This is a genomic window from Caenispirillum bisanense (assembly GCF_039523075.1).
Lineage (GTDB): Bacteria > Pseudomonadota > Alphaproteobacteria > Rhodospirillales > Rhodospirillaceae > Caenispirillum > Caenispirillum bisanense.
Genome location: NZ_BAAAEP010000002.1, coordinates 129,965 through 145,460, shown reverse-complemented (window position 1 = coordinate 145,460; position 15,496 = coordinate 129,965). Strand labels below are relative to the sequence as shown.

19 protein-coding genes are annotated in these 15,496 nt (G+C 68.9%); 17 read left to right on the top strand and 2 right to left on the bottom strand.

Annotation, left to right across the window (positions count from 1 at the left end; genetic code table 11):
- The first annotated feature begins 40 nt into the window (after positions 1-40).
- The gene (mmsB, locus tag ABD056_RS02360; RefSeq protein WP_343864030.1) at positions 41-931 is read left to right on the top strand and encodes a 3-hydroxyisobutyrate dehydrogenase; all 891 of its coding nucleotides are present in this window, start codon (positions 41-43) and stop codon (positions 929-931) included.
- 18 nt (positions 932-949) lie between these two features.
- A complete protein-coding gene (locus ABD056_RS02355) occupies positions 950-1,153 on the top strand; it encodes a DUF6898 family protein (protein ID WP_343864028.1) in 204 nt (67 codons plus the stop codon).
- Between the two features lie 110 nt (positions 1,154-1,263).
- On the opposite strand, the gene ABD056_RS02350 is transcribed toward ABD056_RS02355, so the two are convergent.
- Positions 1,264-1,710: a Ros/MucR family transcriptional regulator gene (locus ABD056_RS02350; protein ID WP_343864026.1), complete on the bottom strand. Its 447-nt coding sequence runs from the start codon at positions 1,708-1,710 to the stop codon at positions 1,264-1,266.
- 508 nt (positions 1,711-2,218) lie between these two features.
- Here ABD056_RS02350 and rpiB point away from each other — a divergent pair.
- The 11 genes from rpiB (at position 2,219) to ABD056_RS02295 (ending at position 12,303) form a co-directional block, all read left to right on the top strand.
- Positions 2,219-2,659, top strand: coding sequence for a ribose 5-phosphate isomerase B (rpiB, locus tag ABD056_RS02345; protein WP_343864024.1), 441 nt, complete (start codon positions 2,219-2,221; stop codon positions 2,657-2,659).
- A gap of 54 nt (positions 2,660-2,713) precedes the next feature.
- Positions 2,714-3,994, top strand: coding sequence for a serine hydroxymethyltransferase (glyA, locus tag ABD056_RS02340; RefSeq protein WP_343864022.1), 1,281 nt, complete (start codon positions 2,714-2,716; stop codon positions 3,992-3,994).
- A gap of 38 nt (positions 3,995-4,032) precedes the next feature.
- Positions 4,033-4,485, top strand: a complete 453-nt coding sequence (gene nrdR, locus ABD056_RS02335) for a transcriptional regulator NrdR (RefSeq protein WP_343864020.1) — start codon at positions 4,033-4,035, stop codon at positions 4,483-4,485.
- A gap of 58 nt (positions 4,486-4,543) precedes the next feature.
- Positions 4,544-5,632 carry a bifunctional diaminohydroxyphosphoribosylaminopyrimidine deaminase/5-amino-6-(5-phosphoribosylamino)uracil reductase RibD gene (gene ribD, locus ABD056_RS02330; protein WP_343864184.1) on the top strand — a complete coding sequence of 363 codons (1,089 nt, stop codon included), beginning with the start codon at positions 4,544-4,546 and terminating at the stop codon, positions 5,630-5,632.
- Positions 5,633-5,634: 2 nt separating this feature from the next.
- A complete protein-coding gene (locus tag ABD056_RS02325; RefSeq protein ID WP_343864018.1) occupies positions 5,635-6,228 on the top strand; it encodes a riboflavin synthase in 594 nt (197 codons plus the stop codon).
- A gap of 2 nt (positions 6,229-6,230) precedes the next feature.
- A complete protein-coding gene (ribB, locus tag ABD056_RS02320; protein WP_343864017.1) occupies positions 6,231-7,352 on the top strand; it encodes a 3,4-dihydroxy-2-butanone-4-phosphate synthase in 1,122 nt (373 codons plus the stop codon).
- Entirely contained in the window at positions 7,352-7,807 is a 456-nt protein-coding gene (gene ribH, locus ABD056_RS02315; protein WP_343864015.1) for a 6,7-dimethyl-8-ribityllumazine synthase, read from the top strand. Before ribB ends, ribH begins: the two co-directional genes overlap by 1 nt.
- 11 nt (positions 7,808-7,818) lie before the next feature.
- On the top strand, positions 7,819-8,400 hold the full coding sequence (nusB, locus tag ABD056_RS02310; protein WP_343864013.1) for a transcription antitermination factor NusB: 582 nt from the start codon (positions 7,819-7,821) through the stop codon (positions 8,398-8,400).
- Positions 8,384-9,370 carry a thiamine-phosphate kinase gene (gene thiL, locus ABD056_RS02305; protein ID WP_343864011.1) on the top strand — a complete coding sequence of 329 codons (987 nt, stop codon included), beginning with the start codon at positions 8,384-8,386 and terminating at the stop codon, positions 9,368-9,370. Before nusB ends, thiL begins: the two co-directional genes overlap by 17 nt.
- A 46-nt stretch (positions 9,371-9,416) precedes the next feature.
- Positions 9,417-9,902 carry a flagellar basal body-associated FliL family protein gene (locus tag ABD056_RS02300; protein WP_343864009.1) on the top strand — a complete coding sequence of 162 codons (486 nt, stop codon included), beginning with the start codon at positions 9,417-9,419 and terminating at the stop codon, positions 9,900-9,902.
- A 313-nt stretch (positions 9,903-10,215) separates the two neighbouring features.
- On the top strand, positions 10,216-12,303 hold the full coding sequence (locus ABD056_RS02295) for a sodium-translocating pyrophosphatase (RefSeq protein ID WP_343864007.1): 2,088 nt from the start codon (positions 10,216-10,218) through the stop codon (positions 12,301-12,303).
- Positions 12,304-12,389: 86 nt separating this feature from the next.
- Here the strand turns inward: ABD056_RS02295 and ABD056_RS02290 are convergent, their stop codons facing one another.
- Entirely contained in the window at positions 12,390-12,854 is a 465-nt protein-coding gene (locus ABD056_RS02290; RefSeq protein WP_343864005.1) for an outer membrane protein assembly factor BamE, read from the bottom strand.
- Between the two features lie 154 nt (positions 12,855-13,008).
- Between ABD056_RS02290 and ABD056_RS02285 the strand changes: the two genes are divergently transcribed.
- The 4 genes from ABD056_RS02285 to plsX all read left to right on the top strand — a co-directional run bounded on the left by ABD056_RS02285 (position 13,009) and on the right by plsX (position 15,494).
- Complete coding sequence (locus ABD056_RS02285; RefSeq protein ID WP_343864003.1) at positions 13,009-13,563, top strand: ubiquinol-cytochrome C chaperone family protein; 555 nt, start codon at positions 13,009-13,011, stop codon at positions 13,561-13,563.
- Entirely contained in the window at positions 13,560-14,117 is a 558-nt protein-coding gene (locus tag ABD056_RS02280; RefSeq protein ID WP_343864001.1) for a YceD family protein, read from the top strand. The genes ABD056_RS02285 and ABD056_RS02280 overlap by 4 nt, the downstream gene beginning before the upstream one ends.
- A gap of 89 nt (positions 14,118-14,206) precedes the next feature.
- Entirely contained in the window at positions 14,207-14,389 is a 183-nt protein-coding gene (gene rpmF / locus ABD056_RS02275; RefSeq protein WP_343863999.1) for a 50S ribosomal protein L32, read from the top strand.
- A gap of 46 nt (positions 14,390-14,435) precedes the next feature.
- Positions 14,436-15,494: a phosphate acyltransferase PlsX gene (gene plsX / locus ABD056_RS02270; protein WP_343863997.1), complete on the top strand. Its 1,059-nt coding sequence runs from the start codon at positions 14,436-14,438 to the stop codon at positions 15,492-15,494.
- Positions 15,495-15,496: the final 2 nt, after the last annotated feature.

Genomic DNA, 15,496 nt, shown 5'->3' with positions numbered 1-15,496 from the left:
CGCCCCAACCCACAAGAACACGTTCAGGAGGAGAGACGTCATGGCGACCATCGGTTTCATCGGTGTCGGCAACATGGGCGGCCCGATGGCGGCCAACCTGGCCAAGGCCGGCCACACGGTGAAGGCTTTCGATCTCAGCAGGGAGTCGGTGGACCGCGCCGTGGCCGCCGGCTGCACCGCCGCCGAGACGGTGACCGACGCCGCCCGCGACGTCGACGTGGTGGTGACCATGCTGCCGGCCGGCAAGCATGTGTCGCACGTCTATGAAGGCACCGACGGCGTGTTCGCCACCGCCCGCCCCGGCACGCTGATGATCGACTGCTCGACCATCGACGTCGATACCTCCCGCGCCGTCACCGCCATGGCCGAGAAGCAGGGCTTCCTGATGGTCGATGCGCCGGTGTCCGGCGGCGTCGGCGGGGCCGAGGCCGGCACCCTGACCTTCATGGTCGGCGGCAGCGACGATGCGGTGGAAAAGGCCCGCCCGTTCCTGGAAAAGATGGGCAAGGCCATCATCCACGCCGGCGGCCCCGGCAACGGCCAGGCGGCGAAGATCTGCAACAACATGATGCTCGGCATCCAGATGCTGTCGGTGGCGGAAGCCTTCGTGCTCGCCAAGCGCCTCGGCCTGGACGCCCAGAAGCTGTTCGACATCTCCTCCAAGGCGTCGGGCCAGTGCTGGTCGCTGACCTCCTACTGCCCGGTGCCCGGTCCGGTGCCGACCTCGCCGGCCAACCGCGACTACAAGCCGGGCTTCGCCGCCGACATGATGCTGAAGGACCTGAAGCTGGCCCAGGAAGCCGCCTCCCGCGCCGGCGCCGCCACCCTGCTCGGCAGCCAGGCGGAAGCGCTCTACCAGCTGATGTCCAGCAAGGGCAACGGCGGGCTGGACTTCTCCGCCATCATCAAGATGATTGACGGCGAGATCTGACCACCCTTGAGGACCACCATGGCCGAGCGGCGTGCCGGCGACGTTCTGTTCGAGATCACCATCCACGGCACCGTCGCGCGCTGTTCGGCCATTGATGTGGCGACCAACGTCGAGGTCTCCATCGTGGCGCCGGCCAATTACTCGCGGTTCACCCTGCAGCAGAACGCCCTGCGCAAGCTGAACCGCAAGCTGGCGGAACTGGAGGAAAAGCGCCGCCGCTGAGGGGCCGGCGCTGTTCCATCCCGGAAAGTCCAACGGCCGCATCGGGTTCGATGCGGCCGTTTTTCATGCGGTGCAGGCGCTGCCGCGGCGGGCGCCGCGGCAGGGGCCGGTCACTTGCTGGCGCGGCGGCGCCCGTCGTCGTCCGACGGCTTGCGGCCGAGGCCGATCTTCTTGGCGAAGGCCGACCGCTGCTGCGCGTAGTTGGGCGCGACCATCGGATAGTCGGGCGGCAGGCCCCACTTCAGACGGTATTCGTCCGGCGTCATGTTGTAGTTGGTGCGCAGGTGCCGCTTGAGCATCTTCAGTTTCTTGCCGTCTTCCAGGCAGATGATGTACTCGGGCGTGATCGACTTGCGCGGGTTCACGGCCGGCCTCGGGGCCTCGGCCGCGGGAGCCTCCGGACGCGACAGCGCCGCCAGGGCGGAGTAGACGGTCTGGATCAGCTCGGGAATCTGCGCCCCCGGCATGCTGTTCTTGCTCACGTAGGCGGCGACCACGTCCACCGCCATGCGCAGCATGTCGTCGCGGTTGGCATCCTCAATCCGGCTTTCAGTCATCTTGTCACCAGTTCCATTTTCTCTGCTCGTAGCGGCAGTTTCGGTTTCCCGACCGGCCTGCGCCGCAACTTCCGGCGCCGCCGAATTCACCGGTTCCCCCGTCCGGGATGGCCAGTGGAGACATACTTGTTGCTTTCTATCATTCTGTCAATTGGTTAAGGGCCGCGGCGAAATAAATAATTACTTGAACTGGCGGTCGGGCGCAGTAAAAGCGATTTCCGCGACGTCAGCGCCATGCCGCGAATAGGCCTGCACGCCGTGGGGCCGGCGCCGGAGGCTCGGCCAATGGAAATAATACCCTGTCCGGCCGGCAGGGGGCGATTCAGGCAATACCTGTACTTTAGTCTGGGTCAAGAGAACTGCCGCACCCTTTGCCGATGCTGTCTCGGGGCAGGGAGTCCCGGGCGGCGCGCCCGGTCGGCCGCATGATGTCGTGGCCGTGCTGGCATGGCCGGCCGACATATGGTAACAGTCCCGCAACCCTTTCCCCCGACAGAAGCGACACGCCATGTCCGACCCCATCGCCATCGCCTCCGACCACGGCGGCCTGGAGCTGAAGACCCTTCTCAAGAAGGACCTGGAGGATCGGGGCCTGACCGTCCTCGACCTCGGCACCAACTCGACGGATTCGGTGGATTACCCGGACTTCGCCGATGCCATGGCGGCGGCCCTGAAGGAGGGCCGCGCCGCCCGCGGCGTGCTGATCTGCGGCACCGGCATCGGCATCTCCATCGCCGCCAACCGCCACGCCCATGTGCGGGCGGCCCTGGTGCACGACGCCTTCACCACCCGCATGGCCCGTCAGCACAACGATGCCAACGTGCTGGTGCTGGGCGGCCGCACCATGGGGCCGGAAGTGGCCCGCGACTGCCTGGGGCTTTTCCTCGACACTGCGTTCGAAGGGGGCCGTCACGCCCGTCGCGTTGAAAAGATGAGCCGGCCGGGTTAAATCGGCGGCACCGCGCAGCACTTCCCGCTTTCCCACGTAAGGATGATCGCACCGATGTCCGCCACCAGCTTCTTCGGCGCCTCGCTGGCCGAGGCCGATCCCGACATCAAGAAGGCCCTCGACCTCGAACTCGGCCGTCAGCAGAACCAGATCGAGCTGATCGCGTCGGAGAACATCGTCTCCCGCGCCGTGCTGGAAGCCCAGGGCTCGGTGCTGACCAACAAGTATGCCGAGGGTTACCCCGGCAAGCGCTACTACGGCGGCTGCGAGTTCGTCGACATCGCCGAAAGCCTCGCCATCGAACGCGCCAAGAAGCTGTTCGAGTGCGAGTACGTCAACGTCCAGCCGCACGCCGGTGCCCAGGCCAACGGCGCCGTCATGATGGCGCTGGTGAAGCCCGGCGACACCATCATGGGCATGAGCCTCGCCGCCGGCGGCCACCTCACCCACGGCGCCGCCCCGGCGCAGTCGGGCAAGTGGTTCAACGCCGTGCAGTACGGCGTGCGCCGCCAGGACGCCCGCATCGACTTCGACGAGGTCGAGCGCCTGGCCGTCGAGCACAAGCCGAAGCTCATCATCGCCGGCGGCTCCGCCTATCCGCGGGTGATCGACTTCAAGCGCTTCCGCGAGATCGCCGACAAGGTGGGCGCGCTGTTCATGGTCGACATGGCGCACTTCGCCGGTCTGGTGGCCGGCGGCGCGCACCCGAGCCCGCTGCCCTATGCCGACGTGGTGACCACCACCACCCACAAGACCCTGCGCGGCCCGCGCGGCGGCATGATCCTGTCCAACAACCCGGACATCGGCAAGAAGATCAACTCGGCGGTGTTCCCCGGCCTGCAGGGCGGCCCGCTGATGCACGTCATCGCCGGCAAGGCCGTGGCCTTCGGCGAGGCGCTGAAGCCGGAGTTCAAGCAGTACGCCGCCAGCATCGTCGACAACGCCCGTGCGCTGGCCGACACCCTGGTGCGCGGCGGGCTGGAGATCGTCTCCGGCGGCACCGACACCCACCTCATGCTGGTGGACCTGCGGCCCAAGGCGCTGACCGGCAACGTCGCCGAGCACAGCCTGGAGCGCGCCGGCATCACCTGCAACAAGAACGGCATCCCCTTCGACCCGGAAAAGCCGACGGTGACCTCGGGCGTGCGCCTCGGCACCCCGGCCGGCACCACCCGCGGCTTCGGCGTCGCCGAGTTCACCCAGGTGGGCGAGATGATCGTCGAGGTGCTGGACGGCCTGGCCGCCAACCGCGACGACAACTCGGCGGTCGAGAACTCGGTGCGGGAACGGGTGGAAGACCTGTGCCGCCGCTTCCCCATCTACCAGGGGCTGTGAGGCCGGAGCGCCGCCGGGGCTAGAGGGGGAAGACCGACATGCGCTGTCCGTTCTGCGGCCACGACGACACCCAGGTGAAGGACTCGCGTCCGACGGAGGACAATTCGGCCATCCGTCGGCGCCGGTACTGCCCCTCCTGCGAGTCCCGCTTCACCACCTTCGAGCGCGTGCAGCTGCGCGAGCTGACGGTGGTGAAGCGCAACGGCCAGCGCATCCCCTTCGAGCGGGAGAAGCTCGCGCGCTCCATCCGCATCGCCTGCCGCAAGCGGGCGGTGGACGAGGAGCGTATCGAGCGCATCGTCAACGGCATCCAGCGCCGCCTGGAAAGCTCCGGCGAGACCGAGATCCCGTCGAGCATGATCGGCGAGATGGTCATGGAAGCCCTGCAGGGGCTCGACCAGGTGGCCTATGTGCGCTTCGCGTCGGTCTACAAGAACTTCCGCGAAGCCAAGGACTTCGAAGACTTCGTGGAAAAGCTGGGAGGCGAATGAGGCCGTGACCGCCGGTTCCGCCGTCACCCCGGCCGATCCGGCGCCGCCGCCGGAGGAGATGCACCGCCACATGCGGGCGGCGCTGGCCCTGGCGCGCCGTGGTCTCGGCCGGGTGTGGCCGAACCCGACGGTCGGTTGCGTCCTCGTCCGCCACGGCCGCGTCGTCGGGCGCGGCGTCACCCAGCCGGGCGGCCGTCCCCATGCCGAGCCGGTGGCTCTGGCCATGGCCGGCGCCGCGGCGGCGGGCGCCACCGCCTATGTCTCGCTGGAACCGTGCAGCCACTACGGCAAGACGCCGCCCTGCGCCGATGCCCTGGTGAAGGCGGGGGTGGCGCGGGTGGTGGCGGCGGCCGTCGACCCCGATCCGCGCGTCTCCGGCCGCGGCCTGGCCCGGCTGCGCGAGGCGGGGGTGGAGGTGATCGAGGGCGTCCTGCGCGACGAGGCGGAGGCGCTGAACGCCGGCTTCTTCCTGCGGGTGCGGCAGGGCCGCCCGCTGGTGACGCTGAAGTGCGCCACCACGCTGGACGGCCGCATCGCGCTCGCCAACGGCGACAGCAAGTGGATCACCGGCGGCGAGGCCCGCCTGCGCGGCCATCTGCTGCGGGCGGAGCACGACGCGATCCTCATCGGCTCCGGCACGGCGCTGGCGGACGATCCCGAACTCACCTGCCGCCTGCCGGGGCTGATCGAGCGGTCGCCGGTGCGGGTGGTGCTGGACGGCGCCCTGCGCCTGTCCGCCGACAGCCGGCTGGTGCAGTCGGCGCGGCAGGTGCCGCTGTGGCTGGTGACGCGGGAAGGCCACGCGCCGGCCGCGCTCGCCCGCCTGCGCGACTTGGGGGTGGAGGTGCTGGAGGTGGCCTGCGACGACAGCGGCCATCCCTCGGCGGAGGCCGCCCTGCACGGGCTGGCGGCGCGCGGCATCACGCGGGTGCTGGCCGAAGGCGGCGGGCAGGTGGCGGCTAGCCTTCTGCGGGCCGGCATGGTGGATCGCCTCGCCTGGTTTCGCGCCGGCCGGGTGATCGGCGGCGACGGACGGGCGGCGGTGGGCGACTTGGCCCTTGACCGGCTGGCCGATGCCCCCGATTTTGCCCCCGTTTCGCTCACCCGCATCGGCGACGATGTTCTGGAAGTCCTGGGGAGACGCTGACCATGTTCACCGGCATCATCACCGACCTCGGCGCCGTGCGCGAGGTGCACCGCCAGCCGGGCGGCGATACCCGCTTCACCTTTGCCACCCGCTATGACCTGTCCACGGTCGACATGGGCGCTTCCATCGCCTGCAACGGCGTCTGCCTGACGGTCATCGACAAGGGCGCCGACTGGTTCGTGGTGCAGGCCAGTGACGAGACCCTGTCGAAGACCACGCTCGGCGGCTGGCAGCCGGGCCGCAAGGTCAACTTCGAGCGCGCCATGAAGATCGGCGACGAGCTGGGCGGCCATATCGTGTCCGGCCATGTCGACGGCGTGGCGCGGGTGGTCGACATTCGTGACGAGAACGAAAGCAAGCGCTATGTCTTCGAGGTGCCGGCGGCGCTGCGCAAGTTCGTTGCCCCCAAGGGCTCGGTGGCGCTTGATGGTGTGTCGCTGACGGTGAACGAGGTCGAGGGCGCCCGTTTCGGCGTCAACATCATTCCGCATACGCAAGAGGTCACCACCTTCGGCGCCTACCGCGTGGGCGACGAGGTGAACATGGAAATCGACATGCTGGCGCGCTACGTCGCCCGGCTTCTCGAAAAGGACTGACCGTGCCCTACACCGAGTATCTCTCCTCCATCGAGGAGATCATCGAAGACGCCCGCAACGGCCGCATGTTCATCCTGGTGGACGACGAGGACCGGGAGAACGAGGGCGACCTGGTGATCCCGGCGCAGATGGCCACCCCCGATGCCATCAACTTCATGGCCAAGCACGGCCGCGGCCTGATCTGCCTGACGCTGACCAGCGACCGCTGCGACGAACTGGGCCTGCCGATGATGCAGAGCCACAACCAGTCGCGGCTGGCCACCGCCTTCACCGTCTCCATCGAGGCGAAGGAAGGGGTGACCACAGGCATTTCCGCCAGCGACCGCGCCCGCACCGTCGCCGTCGCCATCGACCCGACCAAGGGCAAGGAAGACATCGCCATGCCCGGCCACATCTTCCCGCTGCGCGCCCGCGACGGCGGCGTGCTGGTGCGCGCCGGCCATACCGAGGCGGCGGTGGACGTGGCGCGGCTGGCCGGCCTCAACCCGGCTGGCGTGATCTGCGAGATCATGAACGACGACGGCTCCATGGCCCGCATGCCGGACCTGGTGCAGTTCGCCCAGCTGCACGGGCTGAAGATCGCCACCATCGCCGACCTGATCGCCTACCGCCGCCGCAAGGACAAGATCGTCCGCCGTGACGCCGAGATGGCGTTCCAGAGCGTGTGGGGCGGCGACTGGCGGATGATCGTCTACGTCAACACCGTTGCCTATGCGGAACATATCGCCCTGGTGAAGGGCGACATCACCGGGCACGAGCCGGTGATGGTGCGCATGCACGCCCTCAACGTGCTCGACGACGTGCTGGGCGACAGCCACGCCGGCAAGGGCCGCCAGCTGCACACCGCCATGCGCCAGGTGGCCGAGCACGGCCGCGGCGTGGTGGTGCTGGTGCGCGAGCCGCTGCCCACCAGCCTGTCCGACCGGGTGCGCGAGCGCCTGTCCGGCAAGGGCGAGTCGGCGCGGCTGGTTGATTATGGCGTCGGCGCACAGATCTTGCTCGATCTCGGTGTCAAGGACATGATCCTTCTGTCGAACACCCCGAAGCACATCATCGGACTTGACGGGTATGGCCTGCGGGTGGTGGAACAACGGCCGATCCCCGCGCACGAGGAAACAGAGTAATGGCTACCGGACCGCGCATCCTCATCGTCGAATCGCGCTTCTACGAAGACATCGCCGACCAGCTGGTGAAGGGCGCGGTGCAGGAGCTGACCGCCCAGGGCGCCGGCTACAAGCGCATCATCGTGCCGGGCATCCTGGAGATCCCGGCGGTGATCCGCTTCGCCGTGCGCGCCATGGAACTGCGGGCGACCGACTTCCGGTTCTCGGGCTATGTGGTGCTCGGCTGCTCCATCAAGGGCGAGACCGACCACTACGAGCATGTCTGCACCGAGTCCATGCGCGGCGTCAGCGACCTGGTGCTGCAGTATTCGCTGGCCCTCGGCAATGGTATCCTGACCTGCCGCACCCGCGATCAGGCGTGGGAGCGCGCCCGGGTCGACGGGCGTAACTTCGGGGGTCAGGCGGCCCGTGCGGCCATGCGCATGATCCAGGTGAAACGCGAGATGGGCCTGTGAGCCCGGAACGGATGTCCGACAGCCCCGTGAACAAGCCCGAAACCCCGAAGCTGCGAAAGGTGCGCCTGCCCGGTGGCGGCGCCCGTCGCCGCTCGGCCGCGCGCCTGGCCTCCGTGCAGGCGCTGTACATGATCCATGTCGGCGAGCAGGACCCCAACGACGTCATCCGCGACTTCCTGGAAGGGCGCATGGGCGGCGAGGCGGTGGAGGTCGATCCCGACACCGAGGAAGAGCGCGTCACCAGCCTGATCGACTTCGACCACGAACTGTTCGTGTCGCTGGTGCGGGGCGTGCTGGCGCGGTCGGACGAGATCGACGGCATCCTCAGCCAGTCGCTGACCTCCGGCTGGCACTGGGACCGCATGGAGAACACCGTGCGCGAGATCCTGCGCTGCGGCTGCTTCGAGATCCAGGAGCGGACCGACGTGCCGCCGCGCGTCGCCATCAACGAATATGTCGACGTGGCGCACGCCTTCTATGCCGGACCGGAAACGCGGCTGGTCAATGCCGTGCTCGACCGTCTGGCGCGGGTGATCCGGCCGGACGAGATGGAGCGCGGCCGCGACGGCGGTGGTCATGGCCGGCAGGGGTGAGTTCGACCTCATCGCCGACCTGTTTGCGCCGCTTGCCGCCGGCTATTCCGGCGCCCTGAACCTGCGCGACGATGCCGCGCTGGTCGACCTGCCCGCCGGCCACCGACTGGTGATCACCACCGACGCCCTGGTGGCCGGCGTCCACTTCCTGCCTGACGATCCGCCCGATCTGGTGGCCCGCAAGGCGGTGCGCGTCAACCTGTCGGACGTCGCCGCCATGGGGGCGCGGCCGGTCGGCCTGCTGGTCGCCGCCTGCTTCCCGCGCGACGGCGGCACCGCCTGGGTGGAACTCTTCGCCGCCGGCCTGGCCGCCGACGTGGCGGAATTCGGCGTGCCGGTGATCGGCGGCGACACGGTGGCGACGCCGGGCCCGGCCACCATCACCGTCACCGCCCTCGGCCAGGTGGCAACCGGGGCGGAGCTGCGGCGCGACGCGGCACGGGAGGGGGATGTACTGATGGTCTCCGGCACCATCGGCGACGGCGCCCTCGGGCTGGCGGTTCAGCGCGGCCGCTGCGCCGGGCTGGAGCCCGCCCTGCGCGACGCCCTCATCGACCGCTACCGCCTGCCACAGCCGCGGGTGACGCTCGGCGCCGCCCTGTCCGGGGTGGCGCGGGCCTGCCTGGATGTGTCCGACGGGCTGCTGGGCGACCTCGGCCACATCTGCCGCGCCTCGGGACTCGGGGCGGAGGTGGAGGCGGACGCGGTGCCGCTGTCGGCGGCGGCGCGGGCGGCCGTGGCGGCCGACGAGTCGCTGCTGCGCTCCGCCGTGCTGTGCGGCGGCGACGATTACGAGCTGCTGTTCACCGTCCCCCCCGACCGGGTCGCCGAAGCCGAGGCGGCGGCGCGGCAGGCGGGCGTGACGGTGACGGCGATCGGCGCTATGGTCGCCGGCGAGGGCGTGGCGGTCCGGTACGCCGGCGGTCCGCCGGAAGCCGCCGGCGACGGCGCCAGCTGGCGGCATTTCTAGCCCGCCGGCACGGCACGGGGGCCCGCAGGGGAGGGGGACAGCGGTCATGAAGCGGTTGCTTCTGGTGGTCTTCGCGCTGGTGCTGCTGGGCGGCGCCTCGTTCGTCGGGCTGGTCGCCTTCGGGCTGGCGCCCGACGTGCTCGGCCTCGGCATCGGCCCGGCGCCGATGGAGCAGCAGCAGCAGCAGGCCGCTCCGGTCGAGCCGCCGCCGCCGCGCCTGGACTATGTGAACATCGCCCCCTTCGTGGTGCCCATCATCCTCGAAGACGGCACGCTCCACCGCCAGCTCTACTTCGACCTGCGGCTGGAGGTGACGCCCGGCACCGGCGGCCAGGTCACCCGCCGCATGCCGGTGCTGCACGATGCCTTCATGCGCTACCTTCACCAGTGGTACCCCCTGTGGATGCGCGACCATTCCGACATCGATCTGCCGGAGACCAAGGTGCGGTTGAAGGCGGTGGCCGAACGGGTGGTTGGTCCCGGTGTGGTGCAGGACGTGCTGTTCATCGCCGTCTTCGACCGCGCCACCTAAGCCGCTGACACGGAAGGTCTTTCGCGGGTCCGGCAGCACCCCTGCCGCGCCTGCGGAAGGATAGGTCGCAGACGTGGTGCAGTAATCCCGAAGTTGAGTATCCTGCCGCGACACTGCGGCAACATTCCTTACGCAAATATTTCCCCGCCGTGACCCGGTGCCGGATTTATCCGCCATTGCAACCGCTTGCCGGCTCTGGCAGGCTTCCGGTGTCCGCGCGGCCCCGACGATTCGCCATTCCGGCGACACGCCGCACCGCGGGCCGGAGCGGGCCTGACCTTTTCGCCCAAGCGGAAAAGGGGAGGGTCTTTCAATGGCCGGTACCATTATTTTCGTCATTCTTTGCGGAATTGTCGCGGTCGCCTACGGCGCCTATTCGAGTCGCGCCATCCTCGCCCTGCCGACGGGAACCGAGCGCATGGTGGAGATCGCCCGGGCAGTCCAGGAAGGCGCCCAGGCCTACCTCAACCGCCAGTACCGCACCATCGCCATCGTCGGCGTCATCATCGGCATCCTGCTCGGGCTGCGGCTCGGCTTTCATGTCGCCGTCGGGTATTTCCTGGGGGCGATCCTGTCCGGCGCCGCCGGCTTCATCGGCATGCTGATCTCGGTGCGCGCCAACGTGCGCACCACCGAGGCAGCGCGCTCCGGCGGGCTCGACCAGGCATTGTCGGTGGCCTTCCGCTCCGGCGCCGTCACCGGCATGCTGGTGGTCGGGCTGGGGCTGCTGGGCGTCGCCGTCTACTTCGGCATCCTGCTGCTGTTCGGGCTGGAGAGCCGGGCGGTGCTGGAGGCCCTGGTGGCGCTGTCCTTCGGCGCCTCGCTTATCTCCATCTTCGCCCGCCTGGGCGGCGGCATCTTCACCAAGGGCGCCGACGTCGGCGCCGATCTGGTCGGCAAGGTGGAAGCCGGCATCCCCGAGGACGATCCGCGCAACCCCGCCGTCATCGCCGACAACGTGGGCGACAACGTCGGCGACTGCGCCGGCATGGCCGCCGACCTGTTCGAGACTTACGCCGTCACCGTGGTCGCGACCATGCTGCTCGGCTCCATCTTCTTTACCGGCGAAGCCCAGATGGCGACCATGGTGTACCCGCTGCTGATCGGCGGCGTGTGCATCCTGGCCTCGGTGCTCGGTACCTATTTCGTCAAGCTGGGTACCGGCGACACCAACATCATGAAGGCCCTCTACAAGGGGCTGATCGCCACCGGGCTGTTCTCCGTGCTGCTGATCGCCATGGCCACCGGCTTCCTGTTCGGATTCTCCGGCGGCATCCAGGACTCGGCGGGGCGGGTGGTGACGGACCTCGACCTCATCGGCTGCGCCGTGGTCGGGCTGGCGGTCACCGGCCTGATCGTATGGATCACCGAGTATTACACCAGCACCGCCTACCGGCCGGTGCGCAGTGTCGCCGCCGCCTCGCAGACCGGCCACGGCACCAACGTGATCCAGGGCCTCGCCGTCTCCATGGAAGCCACGGCGGCGCCGGTGATCGTGATCGTCGTCGGCATCCTGCTGTCCTACTCCCTGGCCGGCCTCTACGGCATCGGCGTGGCGGCGACGACCATGCTGGCGCTGGCCGGCATGGTGGTGGCGCTGGACGCCTACGGCCCGGTCACCGACAACGCCGGCGGCATCGCCGAGATGGCCGACCTGCCGGCGGAGGTGCGCAAGACCACCGATGCCCTCGACGCCGTCGGCAATACCACCAAGGCGGTCACCAAGGGCTATGCCATCGGCTCGGCCGGGCTGGCGGCGCTGGTGCTGTTCGCCGCCTATGTGGAGGATCTCGGCCACTACTTCCCCGATCTGGCGGTCAGCTTCGCCCTGTCCGATCCCTTCGTGGTCGTCGGCCTGTTCGTCGGCGGCCTCATGCCCTACCTGTTCGGGGCCCTGGGGATGCAGGCGGTGGGCCGGGCGGCCGGCGCCGTGGTGGTGGAGGTGCGGCGCCAGTTCCGCGAGATCCCCGGCATCATGGACGGCACCGGCAAGCCGGAGTACGGCCGCTGCGTCGACATGCTGACCAAGGCGGCGATCAAGGAAATGGTGGTGCCGTCGCTGCTGCCGGTGCTGTCGCCGCTGGTGCTGTACCTGCTGGTGTGGATGTTCGCGGGGCAGGCGCAGGCCTTCACCGCGCTCGGCGCCATGCTGCTCGGCACCATCGTCACCGGGCTGTTCGTCGCCATCTCCATGACCTCCGGCGGCGGCGCCTGGGACAACGCCAAGAAGTACATCGAGGACGGCCACTACGGCGGCAAGGGGTCGGAGGCGCACAAGGCCGCCGTCACCGGCGACACCGTCGGCGATCCGTACAAGGACACCGCCGGCCCGGCGGTCAACCCGATGATCAAGATCACCAACATCGTGGCGATCCTGCTGCTGGCCCTCATCGCCGGCTGACCCTGCGGGACGGTGCAGACGGAAAAGGCTCCGCGGCCGGACAGGCGGCGGAGCCTTCTTTTCGTGCAGCCAGTCAGGCGCCTAAATCAGCGGCCCATTTCCTTGTTGAAGCGGCCGAGGTTGCCGAGCAGCTGCTGGATGATGGTTTCGTCGCGGCCCGGAGTCGGCGTCGTGCGGTCGACGATCTCCACCTCGCGGCCGGAGTCCTTGCCGCGCACCTGCACGTCCTTGACGATGCCGCGCTCGTCGAAGGAAATGGCCACCACCTGACGGTCCAGTTCCTCGGTCGCCTGATAGGCCCACTGGGTGGTCTGGGCGCTGATGTAGTACCAGGTTTCGTCGCCGAAGGCCGACACCGTCGACGGCGACCCGAGCATGGCGCGGACGTCGCCGCGGGTCTGCTCGCCGGGCTTCACCTGGGCCAGCATCTCGGCCGGCGGTTCGTTGCCGCGCGGCGAGATGTCGGCGGAACAGGCCGCGAGGCCGACCAGCGCGGCCGCCGCCAGCAGCAGGCGGGCCGTGGGGCGGGCAGGGCGGGGAAGGTTGGTCATGCGGCTTTCACCCAAATCTTGTCGCGGGCGGCCGATCCCTGCTAGAGAACCGGCGGCGGCCCTTGCGTCGTCCTCTGACCCGCTGCATGTATCACACATTGGCGGTCGGACGGAACATCCGCCGACCATTCCCTGCCACCCGGACGCTGCCCGCATGATCTTCGACCGCTTTTCCGCCGCCCGGCGCCGCCGCCGACGCCTCGCCGAGGATGTCTACATGCGGCTGGTGAACCGGGCCCGCGACGGCTGGTTCTACGACACGGCCGAGGTGCCCGATACGGTGGACGGCCGTTTCGACATGATCGTCATCCATGCCCACCTGCTGTTCCGCCGCATGGGCGCCATTCCCGGCGAAGGGCAGGATCTGGCGCAGGACATCTTCGACGTCATGTTCCGCGACATGGACCGCTCCCTGCGCGAGATGGGGGTCGGCGACCTGTCGGTCGGCAAGCACGTCAAGGGCATGGCGCGCGCCTTCTACGGCCGCGGCGGCGCCTATGAGGAGGGGCTGACCGGCGGGCGCGACGTGCTGCGACGGGCGCTGCGCGAAAACGTTTACCGCAATACCGAACCCTCCGATGCTGCGGTGGATGCGCTGGCGTCCTATATGGAGACGCTCGCCGCCCGCCTGGACTCGCAGCCGCTGGAAGCCCTGACCGCCGAAACCGGGCCGTTCCCGCCCGTCGCCGACAAAGAGATGCAGCCATGACCACCGAAGCCGGCATGCCGGAGTTCAGCCGCCAGCACGCCCCCGACCGCCTGCCGCCGGACGGCTTCATCGGCACCGTGGAGGCGACCGAGGCCGAGCGCGCCGCCCTGGCGGAACGGTTCGGCCTGCCCTCCATCGAGTCCCTGACCGCCGAGTATCACCTCAAGCTGGTGGCCGGCGGCCCGCTGGTGCGGCTGACCGCGAGCTTTGCAGCCGACGTGACCCAGACCTGCGTCGTCACGCTCGATCCCTTCGCCGCCCGGGTGGAAGACAGTTTCGAGATGCTGTACGGTCCGGCCGCGGATGAGTATCGACCCGGCCAGGAAATCCACCTGGATGTGGAGGCCAGCGACCCGCCCGAGCCCTTCGACGCCGCCGGCATGGTGGATGTGGGCGAGGCGGTGGCGGAACATCTGGCCCTGGCCCTCGATCCCTTCCCGCGCAAGCCCGGCGCCGCCGTGACCGCCCCGAAGGGGGTGGAGCTGGACGGCCCGGACACGCTGCCCAACACCCCGTTCTCGGCGCTCGCCGCGCTGCAGAAAAAAAGCCACTGAAACAGAAGTGCCCCACGGCTTGCCGCCCGGACTCTTTTCCGCTAAATAAGCTGGCTTTCCCGTGGCCCCTTAACTGGAGTTAGCAGAAAATGGCCGTTCCCAAGAAGAAGACCTCCAAGTCCCGCCGCGACATGCGCCGCGCCCACCACAGCCTGGGTGCCGCCAACGCTCATGAGTGCGCCAACTGCGGCGAGCTGAAGCGTCCGCACCACGTGTGCACCTCCTGCGGCCACTACGACGGCCGTGAGGTCGTCGCGAACGCCGAGGCTTGAGCGCCTCGCGGCGTGCGTTGTGGAAGCCACGGAAGGTGCGACACAAGTGAGCGAGCGGCTCACCCTGTCTCTTGATGCCATGGGGGGCGATCACGCCCCTCATATGGTTATCGAGGGGATGCAGATAGCGCGGAAGCGTTATCCCGAGGTCCATTATCTTCTGTTCGGCGACGAGCGGCGCATCGCCCCGCTCGTGCCGCAGGAGATGCAGGACCGCGTCACCCTGCGGCATACCGACCAGGTCATCTCCGGCGACGCCAAGCCGTCGCAGGCGGTGCGGACCGGGCGGACCTCCAGCATGGGTCTGGCCATCAAGGCCGTGAAGGACGGCGAGGCGGCGGGTGTCGTCTCGGCGGGCAACACGGGCGCGCTGATGGCCATGGCCAAGCTCATGCTGCGCACGCTCCCCGGCATCGACCGGCCGGCCATCGCCACCATGATCCCGACGGTGCGGGGCGAGAGCATCATGCTCGACCTCGGCGCCAACACGGAGGTGCAGGCCAACAACCTGGTCGAATTCGCCATCATGGGCGAGGTGTTCGCGCGCTGTCTGCTCGGCCATGTGCAGCCGTCCATCGGGCTGCTGAACATCGGTTCGGAAGACCTGAAGGGCACCGATGCCCTGCGCGAGGCCCACCGCATCCTGCGCGAGCATCCGCTGAACATGCGCTTCCACGGCTTCGTGGAGGGCGATGACATCGGCGCCGGCACCGTGGATGTGGTGGTCACCGACGGCTTCACGGGCAACGTCGCCCTGAAGACGGCGGAGGGCACCGCCAAGCTCTATACCAAGTTCCTGAAGGATGCCTTCGGCAGTTCGCTGCTGGCCCGCATCGGCTACCTGCTGGCCAAGGGCGCGCTTGCCAAGGTGCGGCAGCGCACCGATCCGCGGCGCTACAACGGCGCCATGCTGATCGGCCTGAATGGCATCTGCGTGAAAAGCCATGGCGGCACGGATGCCGTCGGCTTCGCCAACGCCATCGGCGTGGCGGTCGACCTCATCCGCAACCGCCTGAACGACCGTATCCGCGAGGAGTGTACGCGCCTCGCCGCCCAGCCGGACCCCGTGCCGGCAGTCGCCCCATCATCAGTCGTTTCGGGATGAGC